The sequence below is a fragment of the Spiroplasma endosymbiont of Halictus nicosiae genome (assembly GCF_978018445.1).
In genome coordinates this window covers 1,375,661-1,394,434 of the sequence record NZ_OZ389573.1, presented here as the reverse complement: position 1 = coordinate 1,394,434, position 18,774 = coordinate 1,375,661, and the positions used below count along the sequence as shown (strand labels likewise).

Sequence of the window (18,774 nt, the reverse complement as noted above, 5' to 3'; positions counted from 1 at the left end):
ATTCTTCGCTTAACGCTTATAATTTTTCCCAAGTATTTTGAAAAGCACGGCAAAAGTTTTTTTAAACTTTAAGGCATTTTTCGCAAAACTTATGGAAATCACCGCGAGCCCAGATTGATTAAAAACTTTAAATAATATTGAAAGGATAATTATTATGAAGTTGTTGAAATTAGTTAAAAAACATAAAATAATATCAATATATATAATATTATCTACTATTTTCATTTTATGCATAATTGTATTAGTTACACTTACTGCAATTACTCATGAAAAAGACAAAAAATATAGAACTTTTTTTGAAAGAGATAATACTACAATAGTTTGTAATAAAGGTGAAAAAATTGGAAAAATGAAAATAAGATACAAAACAAAAGATAATAAAAATTTACAAAAATATACAATAAAACTTTATTGTACAAACAATCCAATTGTTGAAGGAAGTTATACTGATAAATTATATTCTATTGCCTTAGGAGGATTTTTCAATAAATTTGAAAAAAAATGAATTTATATAGTTTTAATATAGATACATGAAATTCAGATGTTTATTCAAAAGAATGAGATAGAAAATATCCTGATGATTATTTCATAAATTAAAAAAGTCATTTTAATAAATGACTTTTTTTACATTTCTATTGTAACTAATGATAATTTTTCATTGTTTTTATTAAATAATTCTAAATTATTAATATTAATTTGTTCTTTTTCAGTAAAAATTGTAATATTATAATCTCCATAACCTCATATTCCTGATATTTCAATTTTGCTTAAAAAATTAATATTTTGTGAAAAAAGTATTTTAATATTATTTTGAACAAAATTATTAATTAAATTTAATCATTCTAATTTTGAATATATAATGCTTTCTTTATGAAAATCAAATAGTTTTTCTAAACATATTTCTAATTTATTATTAGAAATAATTAACTTAGTTAAGTATTTGCCATATTTTCCATCTGATAGTTTAATTTCTGTCGGAATAAGTGAAGGAATATTATTTGTTTCTAATTCGTTTCTTATTGATAATCAATTAAAAAAATTTGTTTCTAATTGATAAACTTTATTTTCTCAAGTATTATTATTTATATTTTTTAAATTATTTAATTTTATATTTTCTATATTAATATTTTTTAAATCAGAAAAATTAAAATATGATGATTTTAATTTAACTCTGCAATCTTCAAATATTCAGTAATCTTTTTCTGATTCATTTGGTATTGAAACTAGTTCAAAATAATACGGAGCAATTAATTTAATATCATCATTATAACCTTTATTTACTGCCATATTACTATATACATAATTTGACAACATGTATACAATTTGTTTAAATCTTTTTACTGCCCTATCATATAAACCATCAATAACATTTTCTGGTTTTTGTCCTTCAAATTTTTGGCGTAATTCAGCAATTTTATTTATAGGATTTCCTTTTTCATCATATTTAGCACCTTCAAATTTTCTATCATAATTATATCTATAAGTTAGCATTTTTTTCAATACATCTGCTAAATTACCTTTTACAGGTGCTTGTTTAAATTCTAAAACAACATTACCATAATTATTATCATTATTATTTCCAATTGTTGATACTCATTTTGCAACATCACGAGTACCAATACCAATACCTAATGAATAATTTGCTACTTGAACATAATCATTATCTTTTATAGTTATTTGATTACCTTCTGGTCAGTTTGGTTTTGGGGCTTCTGAAGAAAATGTTGTACTAGTTCCAGCAAAATTTATTTTTCCACTAGAAATTCTAAATGAATACTATTTTGATTTTTTTATTTAAAGTCAGTTATTTTAACTAAATGAGTAGATTTAATAATATCAACACCATCAGGTGAATAAGGGCGTTTGTATTCTTCAATGATATAACATTCATTTTTGTTGTCTTCGGTAATTGGTTCATTAATAGATACTATTTTTAAGTCATAGGATTTTAAAAATTTTTTGTCTTTTTTTGAAATATCATTAATTAAAATATCTTTTTCATCAATCATTACATAACTTGTGCTATTATCTTGGACTGTGGTATTTTGTTGAATTTGTAATTTAAAATTAAAATCACTAATTTCATAACCAGTTATTTTAATATATTCATCTTTGTCAATAAAACCTATTTTAACGCTATTTTGAGAGTAGTTTAAGATTGGTTTTTGCTTTGTCTTAACAAGATTATTAATTTTATAAATATAAAGGGTTCTAGCACGGTCTTCACTAAATAATTGTTCTAAATCAAGGTCGCTATACTGTGATTGAATAGCAAAATCTAACGGAATACTATCAATTGAATAATCAATTGGTTCATCATTTTCTGCTAATTTTGCTAACATTTTTTCAGATGGTTTTAACATTATTCTTGTTCTCCTTCTTCATTAGGAATATTGATAATAGTTTCGTTGTTTTTTAATTGTCTGTTTAAAATAGCATTTACTGGTAAGCGAACATCAACAATTAACTCATCAATATTTTTAATATTGAATGTTCTACTATTTAAAACAGCATTATCATATTTAATTAACTTAATAATAAATTCAGTTAATTTAATCTCTCTAATGTATATAATTTGTTCGTATGATGCATTTGTTTGAATATTTACACCAGCAACTTCTGCTTGCATTTGTTGGGCTCCCTTGGCGATTGCGGGAACATGATGGCGATTTATTTTATAGTAATTAGTTAATAATCAATCATATATTTTGGTTAATTGTTCACCTTTAAAATTACCAGCAATATAGTCTACTGGTTGAAAATTACTATCAGGGTCTCCTTCAACTAATAACAAGTCATTTTCAATAAATGATGCCAGCATTTTACTAATTTCTTGGTCAACCACACCAGTAACTCCATTAGTATTAATGGTAAATTTACCACTATTTAACAATGGGTCTAACATTATCTTTTCAGCAATAATATCTAAAATACTAGCAAATTGCTTACCATAGCGAGCAGAAGGTTCAAAATTAGGGTTATTAGGAATTATTTCAATTGGAATAAAATTAAGTGGCAATATTTCTTCCCTTTGTAAAGTTGTATAGTTATTTCATTTAACATCATCAATATATAAGTCGGTAATAGTACTATATAATCGTGTTTTTAACTTTCTAATAACTTTTACTTGTTTAGTTACAGAATCAATCTCTAATTTTTCAGTAATAAAAATACTCTGGTCATTTTTAATATAAGGGTCATAATCAAAAGTGCAAGATACTAAATTACCTAATTCATCATACTGGTTATTGTAAAAATCAATAGTAATAAAATTAAGTTTTGAATTATTAGCAAAAATAAAATATGCACCCTTACCATTTTTATTAATTTTATATTCGTTATATCAATTCTTATTAGTAAAGTCTTGCATTTTTAAAAAGATATTAATTAATTTAGAGTTTATTTGTTGATTAGTAATAGGATTATAAATGCTAATTTCTAAATCTCGTGGATTTAAAAAATTAGCATTATCTTCACAAATTCTTTTTTCTAAAATCTCATTATGTTTTTGAACAGTAACATTTTTACGATTAGTAATTGTTGATGCTAAATTAAGATAATAACTATCAATATCATATTCTTTTTTAAATTTCTTTTTGGCTGGTAACAATCCCATTTATAACACCTCTTTATTTTGTTTCTTCTTTTTTAATAACATCTTCAATACTATCTTGTTTTTTATCTTTCTTAAAAAATTAAAAAATTTTATCAATTAAATAGACTAAAACACCACTAATAAGTAATGATAAACCAATATAAAAATATTCTGGTCATGAAATTTCAATTACTTTAAATGCTTTGCAAAAAAATAACACAATTGCACTTATTATTAAAATTGCCCCTAATCCCCAAATAAATATTTTACGAATTAATAATAAAATTTCTGATTTATAATCTTTTAAATTCATTTATAACACTCTACTTTCTTTCTAAATTATTTTTTTATTTTAATAAATTAGCATTAATTTGTAATTAATTCATTATTATTTTTAATTGTAATATTTTTATTAAACATAATTATCTTCGTTAATTTATTGTAACTCTTCTAATTTTAGAATTGTTGGCGAATATTCATGACCCCTCATTGAAATTACTACTTTATGATTATTAGAAGAATTATCTACATTTAAAAAACCAATTCTTGTTGCCCCGCCTTTTCCCAAGGCCAAACTAGTTGAAATAGTTTGCAAACCACCACCATTATTTTTACATTCAAAACAAGTTATTATAACAAAATCTGCGGTTGGTCGTTCTCAAATAAAATGAACTTTATATTTTTTCCCTAAAATAAATTTATATTTAATTACTTTTTTGTTTACTCTTTCTCCAACTTCTTTTCACTGCTCAATACTTTTTTTAAAGCATAATGTTCATTAATGTATTTAGTAGTTGGTAATGTGTTATCTGTTGCTTCTAGTCCGGGCGTTTTGTTTGTTTTAACAACACTAAAATCTGCAACTTGGTCATTATTTTGGAAGCTTGGGTCTCATATTTTTAATTCACCAGTTTCAGCACTAAAATCAGCATTATTACGCTTACTAACATTTAGCATTAAAGTAATTTTATTTTTTTTAAATCTGAAACCGCAATTTCTCCATTATTATTTTTAATAATACTTTTATTATCAATCTTAGTTTTTTCTTTTTCTATTAAAACATCAACTTCAAATTGGGTATAATATGCTTCTAAATCTATCATTGTTAAATCAATACCTTCTTTTTGAAAAGTACGAAACATTTTTTAAAAGTTGTTAGATTAGCCAATGATTTTGCATAGCTAGGCAATAGACCTTGTCATGTTGCCATAGGGTCATTTTGTGAAGAATAATTAATATCACCAACACTCATATTTGCCGAAGTAAAAAATTCAATTAGAATGCGATTAAATGTTCAATGTTCAATCGTAATAAACACCATATTAATACAAATTTTCTTTAATAATGGGTCTTTAAATGTTTCAAATTTTAGCTTTGAAAATGGATAGTTTAAGTAAGAATTAATAATATTTTGGGCTCTTAAAGCAAATGTTTTAAATCATAATTCTACATCACCTTTAAAGAACTTATTATAACGAACTGGAACTTTTGTAATTTTACCTGTCATTGGAATAAAATTATTATAATTTTCCAAAGTAACATTTTCTCATAATTCATTTAACATTTAATCATCTCCTTATCATTTATTTCTTTTTGATTTGATTTTATTTAAGATAAACTTTTTACTACTTGATAGTGTTTTTGTTTTAATTGTTTTGTTTAAATCTTGTTTTGTTCTGAGTTGTTTATATGCTTGAAATACTAGTCCATTACCCAATAAACTAGTAATTGCACTATCTTCTAGCGTATTTAACAATTTATCTTTATTAAAGTTATTTTTAAATTGTTCTTGCATTTTTAATATCTTAGCAATTGTCCTATATATTTTAAAACTATCTTTTACTACTTGCTGATAAGCAAGTGGGGCAATAGAAACTAAATTAAACAAACTTGTTTTTTTAAATCCCCAACCAATAAACCACTCACTGTTTATATAGAATTTAAACGATTCAGGAGCCAAAACAAACTGTTCTGCTTTGATTAAAGTTGTCATAACGACAATAGGGACATATTTAGAATTTTTATAATATATTGTTAAAGCAACTTCACCCGCAACTGATAAAGGAACAATTTTAACTGCTAAAAAAAGATCAGAACCATAAGCAAAAGGTAATAATTGACCTTTTTTAATAGCCTTAGTTTCAAATTTAGATAATATTTTTTTAGTTTTATCAGTAATTTTACTAATTACTTTTTGTTTAATAGTAATTATTTGTTTTTCAATAGGGGCTAATAATTTTTTAGTTACTTTTTGAATATAAAAATTTGGGTTTAAATGATTTAAAATTTTATTTAATTTAATTGGTGTTTGATGAAAAATATTTAATAATTTATTATTATATATTTTACTGCCCCTCATTAAATTAGCATTTAATAGTAGATTTTTACCAACACCTTTTTTATGAAGATTAGTCATAATGTTATATCACTCATTAGTATTAATTTTACTTATTTTATCAATATTTAATCCATATTCAGACAATCATTTATTAGCATTTTTTTCATTCACGCGTGGTATTTTTTGAACTAATTTAGGACTTATTTTTTGAATATTTTTCTCAATTTTTAATAAATTATTAATTGTTTTTAAATTAGAAACTTTAAAACCTTTATAAAAATCATTTCGGGCTAATTTTCCAATTGTATATAATAAAGTTTCATTATTAGCCTGCTTTGTAAAATCAAATATTAATTTAGAAGATAAAATCTTTTTATCTATAACTTGCCTTACAACATCTTCTAAATTATTAGCAGTTATTACACCTAATTTTTCAAGTAGTTTAGTTTCTTTTGCTAATTTTAAAATTCTAGTTGTTCGAACAGCACGCGTTAATTTATCAATTCCACCAATTGCTGGTAACAAATTTAAGGCGGTACTTTTTGCTGTTACTTCTGATGTTAATTTATCATATATTTGATTTACGGCAAAATCGGTTGCTGTTTCTACTCCAAAGGAGATAAATGCTGCGGCAAAATTAGATAATCCCGCACCAAGACCAACAGCCGAAGCAATACCACCAGTTAAAACTGATAAACCAAGAGCTAAAACTTGAATTCCTAAAAATTCTAATAACTGTAAACCAAAACTTTTTTCTTGTTGTTGGATTGACAATCTAGTTGGATTTTTTTAACAGTATAAATAAGGGTTGTTTTAGATGTTCCAATTGGCATATCATTTATCAAACGAAAAAGTACTATTTTTTAGTACTATTAAGAATTTTTAATTTTAACATCAATCGGATTTGTTTGACCAGTAGCGTTGTTTTTACCTTCAATTTGAACTGCAACTGTTTTATCATTTGTAATATTAATTGGTCAGTCTTCACCTTTACTTTCAATAAAGTAATCAAAATCACTTTCAGTTAAAGAACTATTTACTGCTTTTACTGCTTTTAAAACAACATCTTTAAATTGTGGTTTTAACTGTTCGGCTGTTGCTTTTGTTGGGTCTGTAACATGTATAGTTGGTTTATCTATTTTATTAATTTTACTAATATCAATTTTTGCAACAATATGTTTAATAATTCCCTTAGGTTCAACTACTGCTCCACCTAAATATAAAACTCTTTCCATAATCAAAGTATTACCCATTCCAGTACCTAAGGCAGCAGCACCAACTCTTAACGGAGTATGGTCTTTTTTGCGTAAAATAAGAGGGTCATATTTTTTGCTAAACTTAAAGGCAATTGCATTAACTCCATTTGGTAATAATTCAATTGTTCCTTCTGAACCATCTTTATTAATAATTGGTGATTTTTTAGGAACCATATAGTATGTTGTTCCTTTAACAGTTTTCATTGCTCCACTTGTTGTGATTACACTATTTATTTGGTCGTTTGCTCCAAGTTGTAACTGTAATTTATTACGAATTCCACGAATAAAATCAGCCGAACCTAAAACAATTGTTTCTGATGGAGTAAAGCCGTTTTCATATATTTTATCCATAATTTCATCATGAATTTGTAAAGCATTTGTATCATCTGCTTTTTTGCCTTGAATAGTTGTAACTGTTCCTTTATTAATAATTTCTAAAATTTTATTAGATTTATAAGCAACTTCAGTATCCATTGCTTGTTCAATATCAGCTGCTCAAAGATTATGATTAAAATCACTTTCTATGGGATCTAATTTACGAGCAAAAGTTAAAATTGTATCTAATTCAACAATTCCATCTTCAAATTCCACTGTTGAATATTTTAGTAGGTTATCATCAGTATTAAATACTTGACCGTTTGCTCCCAAACCTTCATTATATTTAATATTTTTCTTTCTTTTATATGTTAAACCAAATTTATTTGCTTCTTTTCACGCAAATAAAGCTTCTCAACTAAATTTTTGTTGATAAGTTTGTAAATATCATTGTTCAAATGTTTCTCTATCATTAACTGTTGCTTGGTTAACAATATCTCCGAAAATTTTTTGTGGGTTTTGTGCCATAATTTACTTTCTTCTTTCTATTTATTAAATACATTGTCTGTATCTAAAATATTGTTTTCTTTGTTTTCTACTTTTGGTACGCCCCAGTATTAACTGTTTGTACCTTAATTAATTCATAATAAACACTTTGCAATTGTGCTTTAATGATTTCAATATCATCAGTAATATCATAAGACTTTAATAAAACATTTTTAAATTCTTCATTATCAGTTAAAGAATTAATAAAGTCAATTATTTCAATTTGTTTTAATTGAATTGTTTGTTGTTCAATTTGTGAAGTTAATTCAGTATTTTTTGTTTGTAGTTCGTTGATTTGCTGATTATTATTTTCTAAATTACTTGCATTAAATTCTTAAACTTCAGCAGTATTTTCTAAAATAATTTCAGCAGTTTTAATATCTAAACTACCATCTTCATTTTTAATAGGTTCACTATTTTCATCAATAAGAACATATTTTACATTTTTTAATGCCATTGTTTTTCCTCCTATTTTTTAATATTTGTATTTATTCTTTTTCTAATCGCTTTTTGTATAATTTCAAAACTATTTACTCTAAAAGACAAAAAATAGCGCTTAGTTTTTATATTTAACTGATTAAATACTGAGCCTTTAATTTTTATCTCATCATCTTTTTTTAATTTCAAAAACTCAGTTAAAACAGATGGGTTATATATTGATAATGTTGAGTAATTTAATCCTTCTCACTGACATTTAGCCGAACAAGCATCAACTTCAACACCACCAGCAACAAGAGCCTTAATTTTTGTTTTAATAGGATTTTCATGTAATCTAACAGTTAATTCTAACTTATTAACTTTTTTATTTTTTATTTTAGGTTTACAGTTATTAGAATTTTTAAGTAAATTACTTTTTGTTTGAGACATTATTTAACATCCTTATTAGATAATTTGTCATATTTTGAACTGTCAACTAATATTCAATCGATAGAACCTGTTGAATATGGATTTTTGTAAAAATCTTCTTTATATAATTGTTTTGCTTCTAAAGTATATTGATTACATTCTAAATCTGCCACATCTTGTTTTAATTTAGATATTTCTTTATCTTTTTCAGCAAGTTCTTTTTTAAGTGTTTCATTTTCTTCTTTAATTTTGTTAAATTTAATTGATTCTGTTATAGTCATTATTTATCACTTCCTTTTTTAAAAAATATTGTAAATGTTTTCAAGCATCTAATTCGTGCTCTGACATTTTAATATTTCTTTTATAAATATATTTTTTTTAACAACTGGCGATTATAAAACATATTTTAAATTAAATAGATATTTACATAAAACTTTTAAACCACCAATGAATTTAGGAGTAGATAATGGATTTTTTATTTTTAAACCTTTATTAAGTTGATAATCTTCAATTATTACAATAACTTTATTTAAATAAGAACAAATTTTATTTTTAAACTCATTTAATATTAAATACATATTATTTATTGCTTCTTCTTCATTTTTAGAATTAAAAGTAATATTATTAATTATTTTCTTTTGCAAAACATTATAAATAATAATACCAGTTTGACCAACTCCAGCAGGGTCAATTGCAATAATATATTTTAATTTATTTGTTTTATTTTTTTGTCAATTTGTAATATTTTTCATACATCGGATGCTAAATCTAAAATATCGTTAATTTTATAATATTGCATATATGAAACAATAAGATCTCACTTGTTTTTAAATAAATTTAAGTACATTTTGGCTCATTCTAAACATTGCAAATCATAATGCTTTTTATGATGTGAAATACGACAATTAATAGGTTGACAATTAACTCAATAAAATTATGTTGTTATTTCATTTCAAGTTTTATTAATATATTTGCTTTTATATTCTGTCATTTTATCTATACTCCTTAATTCTTTTTATTTGTTGCTCAAATTTCATCATTAATATCATTTACCGTTACTGGATAAGCTCGTATCATTAATTCTTGTAATTTATTTTTAATTTTTTTATTTCATTTTTTCATCAAATATTTTTCCTTCTGTAAAAAAACATAATATTCCTTTATTGGTTAATATTTTGATATTTAGTAAATAATTTATTTTAGTATTTAATTACTTCGCCGCCCGCTTCACTTTGGGGAGTGAGAGGGGGCGGATAGGATATTTTGATAGAGTTTACTCCCATACGGAAATAAACAAAAAACAGTTTACCCAGTTATTAATTACGCTTCATCCATCCCTACACAACTTTATATAAAGAAAATAACCTTTTGGAGTTCCAACCCTCTTGTTTTTTAGTGTCCGATATTGTTTTTTTCGGTTTAACAGCACTTTTTTATGAAAACAAGCCAAAAAAAACATGCTCTGACATTTCGCAAGTGATTAATCTTGCCGAGAATTAAAGAAATAAATAGGAGTAGTAAATCCAATCGCTTTCACACTTTCTTTAAGGCTTCGTGCCATAGATGAGTTATCCATCTTTAAGCATCAAAAAATATTAAGTTTTAGATTGCATTATTCATCAGATAGTATCTTTATTAAAAATGATATTATTAGTTGTTAAACCGAAAAAATATAATAAATCACAGAAAGGAAATTATAAAAATTAACTAATTTGTAGGGAAAAAATAGGTTAATTTTTAATTTTAAAGATACTATCTGATGAATAATGCAAATAAAAAAATCGCTCTAATAAGCGATTACTTTAATTTGTATTTAATTACTTTATTTATAATTTTTATAAAACCTCAACTTTTTTCCGACTACCTAAAAAAGTTAATATTTTTTTCATATTTTTATTCTTCTTCAATTATAAAATAACTGCCCACAGTATTTGAAATAATTTTTCAACCATGATTATGATTAAATAAAAAATGATTATTTATTTCTTGAAAATGATTGTAAAGAATATTGATTAAAGTATTAATATCATTATCAGTAATTGATCCGCCTCAGCCGCTATGATCTTCTTTATGAAAATTACTAATTTTTGATTTGATTTTATTTTTAAATTGTTGATAATTATTTGCATTTTCTTGATAAATTTGTTTAATTTTATTTCATTCATTGATATTAATATCTAATTTTAGTTGATCATGAGCTAAAAATTTATAGTATTTTTCAATTTCATTATATTGATTATGTGATTCATGTTTAACTATTGTATAATTAGAATTAATTCATCAAAAAATAGCAGTTCCTGCAATTACTAATCCCCCAATTATTAATGATAAACCTAAAGTTTCGGGAGCTAATACTGCCGCAGCACCAGCTTCTGTTCCAATAACTGCCCCTTCAGTGACGACAACTGCGGATTCTTCTGCAACTGATAAAGTTTCAGCCGCTGTTAAACCTTCTGCTACAGTACTTTCTGATAAAAGTGGGGTCATTTCTACTGCTTCCCCCGTTTCTGATGAAACAACAGTACGAGTGATTGATAAGCCTTTTATTGGTGATATTCCGGTCATTTTTTAAATACCTAAAATTCCAGCACCAGAAATTCCAGTAGAGGTAAGTCCTAAACCAACATCTCTTAATTTATCTTTAAATGCTTTTTGTTCATTTTTGGGTAATGATTGATAATTTTGATTGATTTCATTTAATTTTTTTGTTTAGATTGTTTTGATAAATTATTAAATTTATTAATAATATCTTTTATTTTTTGATTGTTATTTGAATTTGAATCATTATCTTTTTCATTATCACTAATTTTAATTAAATTTTTTTATCTTTATAATTTAAAGTAAAGAAAACTTCTAAATTTCCTATATATCTAGAATTTTGATTAGGTATTATTATTGCTGATGTAGTTGTTATATTTGAAATTGAAATTTGATTTCTATTTATATTAACATTTAATTCAATAAAACGATTTAAAATAGTATCTGATAAATTATCTTGTAATTCACCTAAATTTGTATTTAATAAAAGATTGTTTAAATTTCTTGGTGGCTTTGGGGGCAACATTACTTTTAATATTTCTTTGACTTTTAGGTAAAACTGTTGCATATAAAGGTTCTTTTGTTTTAGTTGGCGGAGTTGGTAGTGCTATTTTTGGTCTTTGTATTTTTTTATTTTTCTGAGTTGTTATTCCACTATTATCAACTTGTTCGATATTTGAATTATCAAAAAATCTTGAATTTCCAACTATTTTAGTACCAACAGAAGAAGCAAGTTGAAAACCAACTCACATATAATCATCAGAATTTTCATTATTATTCCATATAACTCTTGCACTAATTTCTGAAATATTAGTAATCTTTATATTTCTTTTTTGTATTTTTTTATTTAATTCACAAATTTTATTTAAAATTGTTTCTTTATCATTTTTATTTAAAATACCTAAAAATCAAGTTTTTAATAAATCATTTAGTTTTTTATCATTTTCTCCTTTATTTCTAATTATTTTTTTTAAATTAATTTTTTGTGAATAATTAATATTATCAACACTTAATTTTTCTTTTTTGTAATGACTAGTGGCAATTGTTGTTGTAGCACTTCCACCAATAGTTAATACACTTAATAAACTAAGTAATTTTTTCATACTTGTTTTTCTCCTTTTCTTAATATTGAAACTTTTTATCAAGATCTATTGACATTTTTTTATATATAAGCGCTTTTAAATATATTTTAGAAAGGAGATGAATTATAATGGTTATTATTTTGATTATATTGTACTAAATCTGGGCTTGCGGGATTTTCATAAGTTTGTGAAAAATTACTTGAAGTTTAAAAAAACTTTTGCCGCGTTTTTCAAAATACTTTGGAAAAATTCTAAGCGTTAAGCGAAGAATTTTATAAAGGTTCCCAAATTTGTTTGAAAGAACCTCAAAATCTTTTTTAATTTGTAAGTTATTTTATCACAAAAATTTAAGAAAATCAACTGCTCGCCCAAAACCTTAAAAAACTATATAATTAGCTTTGTATATAAAAGAAAGGATTTTTTAAAATGGATAAAACAAAGCATCATTTTACTTTTAAAGAAAGAGTAATGTTAAAAGATTTATTAGAACTTGATTCTTTAAAAAGAAAAAATGGTAAATCCAATATATCTAAAATAGCAAAAATATTGCATAAAAATCGCAATACAATTAGACGAGAAATAAAAAGGTTAAAAGATAATGAATATGAGGCTAAATTAGCACACGAAGATTATTTACAAAAACGACAAAAATGTTTTAAAAAATCATCATTATTGCTAAATATTTTAGAATTACTAGATGAAAAATATAACAAATTTCATGATTCACCAGAACAAATTTGTAAAAAATATGAAAAAGAATTTGGTATTAAATTTCCGGTATGTTTTAAAACTTTATATAAATATATTCATTTGGGATTTTTAAATTTCAAGAAAGATAATTTGTATTTTCATGGTAGAAAATACAAAACAAAAAATAGAATTGATAACCGTGGAAAAATAAGAAATTTTAGAACTATTGAAGAAGCAAAACATGATAAATATGAATTTGGTTGATTTTAAATGGATACTATGCTTGGTAAAAACAATAGTGTTTGTTTAGTTTTAATCGAAGAATTAACCAAATTCAAAATTATTGAACCATTAAAATAAAAAACAACAAAAGAAGTTGCAAACGCAGTAGAACGAATTTTTTCTAACAGATTTTTCAAAGATAGATGCAAAGGAATAATAACAGATCAAGGCAAAGAATTTGCTGATTGAGAAAAAATTGAAAAAATAACAAATGCTAAAGTATATTTTTGTGATGCTGGAACTCCAACACAAAAACCCAAAGTTGAAAGAGCAATCCGCGATTTTAGACATTGATTTTCTAAAGGAATTGATTTAAGTATTTATTCAAAAAATTATTATCAAGAAGTTGCTAATATAATAAACTCTAAACTTAAAAAATCTTTACATTGACTATCTTCAAAAGAAGTTTTTATACAAATGTTTAATTTTTGATATAATTACCTATAAAAATTTTAATCATTTTATTTTTCAGTGTGCCAAAATTCATAAATTTAAAACAAAACTACTAAATTTTTTTAAAATAAATTATATTGAACATTTATTTTATTGGTGTTATAATAAAATAAAGTAGAGTACTACACTTCATAGTACAATTTACAATTTACAAATTAAAAAAATAATTTAAAAATACTTGCAAACTTATTTTTAAGTGCTATTATTTTAATTAATAAGAGTAGGAAATAACTAATTGCATTTACACTATACATTTTTGAAATTCAACAAATTTTAAATAATTTATTTTTACAAGTTGGATTAGTTTTACCAGCTAATGAATTACAATTACTAACAAGTTATACTCGTAATAATCCCCGCACCACTTTGCGGTTATTTTATCGAGTATATGACTATTTGGTTGTTAATTCTCGTTCAATTGATCTTGACTTTTTAACAGAAATTTTAACTAATTTAAAAGTATTTCAAGATGGGTTAAAATGAAATGAAGTTAATTATTTAAAACATATTTATAATCTTTTCCAACAAAAACCAGTTGGTTTAGGAACATTATGCCAAATTTTAAATGAACCGCTTTTAACAATTACCAATAATTTAGAACCATTTTTATTAAAAAAGGGCTATTTGTTAAAAACCCCACGGGGGCGGGTATTAACATCAAAAGCAATTGAATTTTTAAAAAAATTAACATAAATTGCTTAATTTTTTAAATAACTTAGTTATAATAATAGTTGGAACTAAGGTAAGGTGTAAATATAATGCAAAATCATCAAAAAGAACAACAACAAATTGCTAATTATGTTTTAAAAATGATTAGTTTAAAAACAGTAGATTTAAAGTTATTAAATCGAAATATTACTGAACAGGATGTTATTAATTATTTATTAAAAATAATTTTAGTTGATAAAAAAATTATTGATGTTAGTGATGCTGCTTATTATATTTTTAATATTAAACTTAACCGGATAATTGAATTTATGAATAATCAAAAAATTACTGATCCAGATTTATCGTTAGATGATTTTAAAGATATGTTTATTAAATCATAGGATTAGATAAGAAATAGTGTACAATATATAAAGAAAAGTTGAAAAGTAGAATAGTGGTGTCAAGCGTGGGAAAGAAAGAACAAGTTAAAATAATTAAAGAGCCAAAAGATAAAAGAGCAATAAGTCGATTAATTATCCGAATCGGAACGTTAATTGTTTTAGTTATTGCTATGATTGTTGGTGCGCTTTTTTCAGCGGATAGTTTTCGTTATTCATATCAAACAGGAATTGCTTATTCAGGAGGATATCAAGTTCAAATTGATGTTTTTGACAAAAGAGACCCTAATTATTCACCGGATACTCCAAATGGAGATAGCAAAAAAGGTTTAGAATTATTACGAAATAAATTAGATCCTTTATCAAACCAAAATTTATATTTACAAACATTAGGTCGTAATTCGGTTGAAGTTATTGTTGGAAAAGATAGGTTTAAATCTTATAATGACTTAAGTAAAATAATTCAACGATTAGGAGCAATTTACTTAACTGATAATAAGGGAAAAGATTTATTAATTAGTGATAATAATGGAACAAAAGAACGAACACCATTAAGTGATGTTATCTCTGGTTCAACAACAGGAGTTGACCAAGCACGTCGACCAATTATTACCTTACAAATTAAAAAACAACAAAAATGAGATAGCATTATTAATAGTTTAAAACCAGCAGAAGGAGGCGGACAAGCACAATCATTATATATTTGAACTGATATTGGTCAAATGATTGATGATTTACGCCATGATATTGATAATATAAAAGCAATTGCAACTTTGTTTAGTGTTGATATTCGTAGTAAGGTTTCTTCAACAGATTGAACAAATATTTATCATATTTTTGATGTAGAATATTATGATACAGGGACTGCTCGAATTCAGCATGGAAATTTGTTAGATTTAGCATTACGTTATCCAATTTCACAAATTAGAACATGAATGGAAGATAGTCGTTTTCGTTTTACAACAGTACCGACAAATCGTTTATTAATTGATCCAAATGATAAAAGTGCTACAACAAATGCATATATTGATCCATTGCGACCATATTTACAAACAATTATTGAATATAATAGTGTTTTGACCGAAGCATATAAAAAATATATTATTAATTGAAATTCAATTAAAATTGGAACTGGTGCAGCCGAAAATTCAAATCAAATTACAACATCAACCGAAACAGAAGCTCGTCAAATTAGTAACTTGGTTAATGGGGGGCTAAGTGGACTAGAATTTACTATTCGCGGTTATCGTGAAATCCCACCAGTTGTTTCAGCAAATGTGTTTAAAATTTCAATGATTATTTTAGGTGTTCTAGTTTTAGTTATTTTTATTGTATTATTAGTTTATTATCGTTTATTTGGATTAATTGTCGTCTTAACTTTATTGTTTACAATTATTTCAACCTTATATTTCTCATCTTTATTAAAGGTTGAAATTTCACCAGAAAGTATTGCTGCCTTAATTATTGCTTTTGGATTATCATTAGAAGGAAACTTGTTGTTCTTTTCACGGTATAAACGTGAGCGGTATGAAAATAACATCCCATTTGAACCAGCAATGAAAATTGCTAATAAACAAACAATTGCTGTTTTTATCGATGCTTTAGTTGTTTTAGTAATATTAGGACTGTCGCTATTTTGAACAGGAACTAATAATATTAAATCATTTGCCACAATTTTATTAGTTGGTTTAATTATTGCAATTATTATGGTTTTTGCCGTAGCGCGGTTAATGTATTGAATTGTCATTAAGTTACATTGACAAGAAAAATATCGTTGGTTAGATGTTTCACGATTTTCATTATGAACCTGATTGTTTAAGAAACAATCAAAAAAACTAGCTACGGATGTTAAAATAGTGGATTCTTCAACAACTGAGATTCCATCTGATGTTGAGGTAAACCTGCCTGCTAATGCTGAAACAGAATTATTTGCTTCAGCCCCTGTAGAAAATAAAAAGCGTAAACAATTAAAACATGGCAAATGAACCTTTTATAATATTACAAAATGAACCCCAATTATTGGAATCATTTTATTAATAATTGCCTTAGCAATTGGTTTTGCTGGAAAAGCAAATGTTGCTAATACAATTAAACCAGGAATTAATATTACAGTTAATGAAGACTTGTGAGGAACAGATGGGTCTAAACAAGTTCCAGATGAAGTTGTAATTGCCAAGTTAAATACGCAAATTGAAGAGTATCGGCAAATAACACGTTATAATTTTAGTTTTAATATTTATGTGATTAAACGACAAGATAGTGGTAATAGTAACCGTATTTTAGTTGTTAGTACAAATATTACGAAGGGTACTTTTGAACGTGAATTGTTATCAAGCATTGCTTCATTTTATGGTGCTAGCCCGAGTGATACATCATTAGCCTTACAACAAACTGATCCAGTTATGGAAGGTTATATCTTAAAAATTGCGGTAATTAGCCTGGCAATTGGTTTAGCATGTATTTTTGTTTATACATTATTCCGCTTAGATTGAGCACAATTTGTTGGAATGGTGTTAGCCGCAATCTTTACATTAATTGTTACTATTGCAATTGCAATTATTACGCAGTTGTTAATTACCTTTGAAATGTCAATTGCGTTCTTAACGATTTTTGGGTTTGCAATTGCTTTTGGAACAATGATAATGGTGCGTGCAAAACAAAATAAAAAAGCAATTAATATTCGTGAGTATGAAATATTCTTTGCCTATATGTCAGAACATCGTGCTCAAATTAAACGTTTACGTCGTGCTCATAAAGTTTATTATCAAAAGGAATTAAAAAAACTAGCAGTTAAAAATCCAGATTTAAAATTAAAAGAATTGAAAAAACAATATCGTGACCAATTGCACCGGGTAGAATTGGTGGCAAAAGATATTAAAAGTAAAAACCATAAAATCATCCGAGAAATTCAAAAAGAGTTTCGGATCTATAATTATGAACATAACTTTTTACAAAAAGTTGCTAATATTACAATTAAACAAATGTTACAGCACTGTTTAACATTAGGAATTATGTTTGCAATTTTATTAATTACTTTAGCGGCTTTTTCAGGAACATGATTTGGCTTTAATGTTGTTATTTTAATTGGTTTAATTATTGGGATGTTTGCGACATTATTTGTTGCAATCCCAATTTGAGTAGCATTAGAAAAATATCGTGCGTTAAATAAAATCCGTGTTAAAAATTACTTAGATTTACAACGTGTTGAAGTTGATGAACAAGTTGTTGTTGGAATTAATGATTAATTAACCAAGAAAGGAATTTTTAAAAATGGATCTAAAAAAGTTTATTGTTGATATTCCTAATTTTCGAGAACCGGGGGTTATTTTTCGTGATATTACTCCGTTATTAAATAACGCTTTGGCTTTTAAAACAGTAATTAAGAAATTAGCAGCGTATGCTGCTGTTGCTCAAAAAGCAACAGTAATTATTGCTCCTGAAGCACGTGGTTTTTTGTTTGGCCCAGCTGTTAGTTATGCTACCAATTTACGGTTTATTCCTGTACGAAAAACGGGAAAATTTACCCCGCGCAGTTATTGATGTAAAATATAGTTAAGAATATGCGGCAAATCAATTAGAGATTCATGCCGGAGATTTACAACCAAATGATCGTGTGTTGATTGTTGATGATGTTTTAGCATCGGGAGGAACAGCATGCGCAATGTGTCAATTAGTTAAGCAAGAACAAGCAACAATTGCTGGTTTAGCTTTTGTGATTGATTTAACATATTTAAATGGTAAAAAAGATTTAGGTTCATATCCAATTAAAACCCTGATTAAATATTAA

Annotated in this window: 23 protein-coding genes and 1 pseudogene; 7 read left to right on the top strand and 17 right to left on the bottom strand. The window is 25.2% G+C overall.

The window, feature by feature from the left end; genetic code table 4:
* The first annotated feature begins 154 nt into the window (after positions 1-154).
* Positions 155-526 carry a hypothetical protein gene (locus tag ACZ91P_RS09610; protein ID WP_465155469.1) on the top strand — a complete coding sequence of 124 codons (372 nt, stop codon included), beginning with the start codon at positions 155-157 and terminating at the stop codon, positions 524-526.
* Between the two features lie 98 nt (positions 527-624).
* Here ACZ91P_RS09610 and ACZ91P_RS09605 read toward each other — a convergent pair whose 3' ends face one another.
* From ACZ91P_RS09605 to ACZ91P_RS09525, 17 genes are all read right to left on the bottom strand, one after another.
* Positions 625-1,491, bottom strand: a complete 867-nt coding sequence (locus ACZ91P_RS09605; RefSeq protein WP_465155467.1) for a hypothetical protein — start codon at positions 1,489-1,491, stop codon at positions 625-627.
* A gap of 299 nt (positions 1,492-1,790) precedes the next feature.
* Positions 1,791-2,363, bottom strand: a complete 573-nt coding sequence (locus ACZ91P_RS09600) for a hypothetical protein (protein WP_465155465.1) — start codon at positions 2,361-2,363, stop codon at positions 1,791-1,793.
* Positions 2,363-3,616 carry a hypothetical protein gene (locus ACZ91P_RS09595; protein WP_465155462.1) on the bottom strand — a complete coding sequence of 418 codons (1,254 nt, stop codon included), beginning with the start codon at positions 3,614-3,616 and terminating at the stop codon, positions 2,363-2,365. The genes ACZ91P_RS09600 and ACZ91P_RS09595 overlap by 1 nt, the downstream gene beginning before the upstream one ends.
* Positions 3,617-3,695: 79 nt before the next feature.
* Entirely contained in the window at positions 3,696-3,908 is a 213-nt protein-coding gene (locus ACZ91P_RS09590; RefSeq protein WP_465155459.1) for a hypothetical protein, read from the bottom strand.
* 123 nt (positions 3,909-4,031) lie between these two features.
* Positions 4,032-4,190, bottom strand: a complete 159-nt coding sequence (locus ACZ91P_RS09585) for a hypothetical protein (protein WP_465155457.1) — start codon at positions 4,188-4,190, stop codon at positions 4,032-4,034.
* A gap of 125 nt (positions 4,191-4,315) precedes the next feature.
* Positions 4,316-4,552, bottom strand: a complete 237-nt coding sequence (locus ACZ91P_RS09580) for a hypothetical protein (protein WP_465155454.1) — start codon at positions 4,550-4,552, stop codon at positions 4,316-4,318.
* The gene (locus tag ACZ91P_RS09575; RefSeq protein WP_465155452.1) at positions 4,552-4,737 is read right to left on the bottom strand and encodes a hypothetical protein; all 186 of its coding nucleotides are present in this window, start codon (positions 4,735-4,737) and stop codon (positions 4,552-4,554) included. The genes ACZ91P_RS09580 and ACZ91P_RS09575 overlap by 1 nt, the downstream gene beginning before the upstream one ends.
* On the bottom strand, positions 4,701-5,159 hold the full coding sequence (locus ACZ91P_RS09570; protein ID WP_465155450.1) for a hypothetical protein: 459 nt from the start codon (positions 5,157-5,159) through the stop codon (positions 4,701-4,703). The genes ACZ91P_RS09575 and ACZ91P_RS09570 overlap by 37 nt, the downstream gene beginning before the upstream one ends.
* 12 nt (positions 5,160-5,171) lie before the next feature.
* The gene (locus ACZ91P_RS09565) at positions 5,172-6,707 is read right to left on the bottom strand and encodes a hypothetical protein (protein WP_465155448.1); all 1,536 of its coding nucleotides are present in this window, start codon (positions 6,705-6,707) and stop codon (positions 5,172-5,174) included.
* A 98-nt stretch (positions 6,708-6,805) separates the two neighbouring features.
* The gene (locus tag ACZ91P_RS09560; protein WP_465155446.1) at positions 6,806-8,032 is read right to left on the bottom strand and encodes a hypothetical protein; all 1,227 of its coding nucleotides are present in this window, start codon (positions 8,030-8,032) and stop codon (positions 6,806-6,808) included.
* Positions 8,033-8,384: 352 nt separating this feature from the next.
* Positions 8,385-8,507, bottom strand: a complete 123-nt coding sequence (locus ACZ91P_RS09555) for a hypothetical protein (RefSeq protein WP_465155444.1) — start codon at positions 8,505-8,507, stop codon at positions 8,385-8,387.
* A gap of 11 nt (positions 8,508-8,518) precedes the next feature.
* Positions 8,519-8,917 (bottom strand): hypothetical protein, encoded by a 399-nt coding sequence (locus ACZ91P_RS09550; protein WP_465155442.1) that lies wholly within the window; start codon positions 8,915-8,917, stop codon positions 8,519-8,521.
* A complete protein-coding gene (locus tag ACZ91P_RS09545; RefSeq protein ID WP_338989308.1) occupies positions 8,917-9,177 on the bottom strand; it encodes a hypothetical protein in 261 nt (86 codons plus the stop codon). Before ACZ91P_RS09545 ends, ACZ91P_RS09550 begins: the two co-directional genes overlap by 1 nt.
* 111 nt (positions 9,178-9,288) lie before the next feature.
* Complete coding sequence (locus ACZ91P_RS09540; RefSeq protein WP_465155440.1) at positions 9,289-9,648, bottom strand: hypothetical protein; 360 nt, start codon at positions 9,646-9,648, stop codon at positions 9,289-9,291.
* Positions 9,603-9,767: a hypothetical protein gene (locus ACZ91P_RS09535; protein WP_465155438.1), complete on the bottom strand. Its 165-nt coding sequence runs from the start codon at positions 9,765-9,767 to the stop codon at positions 9,603-9,605. Before ACZ91P_RS09535 ends, ACZ91P_RS09540 begins: the two co-directional genes overlap by 46 nt.
* 1,022 nt (positions 9,768-10,789) lie before the next feature.
* Positions 10,790-11,461 (bottom strand): hypothetical protein, encoded by a 672-nt coding sequence (locus ACZ91P_RS09530; protein ID WP_465155436.1) that lies wholly within the window; start codon positions 11,459-11,461, stop codon positions 10,790-10,792.
* Between the two features lie 425 nt (positions 11,462-11,886).
* Positions 11,887-12,537 carry a hypothetical protein gene (locus tag ACZ91P_RS09525; RefSeq protein WP_465155434.1) on the bottom strand — a complete coding sequence of 217 codons (651 nt, stop codon included), beginning with the start codon at positions 12,535-12,537 and terminating at the stop codon, positions 11,887-11,889.
* Positions 12,538-12,942: 405 nt separating this feature from the next.
* Here ACZ91P_RS09525 and ACZ91P_RS09520 point away from each other — a divergent pair.
* From ACZ91P_RS09520 to ACZ91P_RS09495, 6 genes and pseudogenes are all read left to right on the top strand, one after another.
* Positions 12,943-13,935: pseudogene (locus tag ACZ91P_RS09520) on the top strand (IS30 family transposase).
* Positions 13,936-14,337: 402 nt separating this feature from the next.
* Positions 14,338-14,634: a Holliday junction DNA helicase RuvB C-terminal domain-containing protein gene (locus ACZ91P_RS09515; protein ID WP_465155432.1), complete on the top strand. Its 297-nt coding sequence runs from the start codon at positions 14,338-14,340 to the stop codon at positions 14,632-14,634.
* 65 nt (positions 14,635-14,699) lie between these two features.
* Positions 14,700-14,990 (top strand): hypothetical protein, encoded by a 291-nt coding sequence (locus tag ACZ91P_RS09510; protein WP_114565089.1) that lies wholly within the window; start codon positions 14,700-14,702, stop codon positions 14,988-14,990.
* Positions 14,991-15,055: 65 nt separating this feature from the next.
* Entirely contained in the window at positions 15,056-18,232 is a 3,177-nt protein-coding gene (locus ACZ91P_RS09505) for a protein translocase SecDF, variant type (protein ID WP_465155430.1), read from the top strand.
* Positions 18,233-18,257: 25 nt separating this feature from the next.
* Positions 18,258-18,539: a type I phosphoribosyltransferase gene (locus ACZ91P_RS09500; RefSeq protein WP_465155428.1), complete on the top strand. Its 282-nt coding sequence runs from the start codon at positions 18,258-18,260 to the stop codon at positions 18,537-18,539.
* 61 nt (positions 18,540-18,600) lie between these two features.
* On the top strand, positions 18,601-18,774 hold the full coding sequence (locus ACZ91P_RS09495; RefSeq protein ID WP_465155426.1) for a phosphoribosyltransferase family protein: 174 nt from the start codon (positions 18,601-18,603) through the stop codon (positions 18,772-18,774).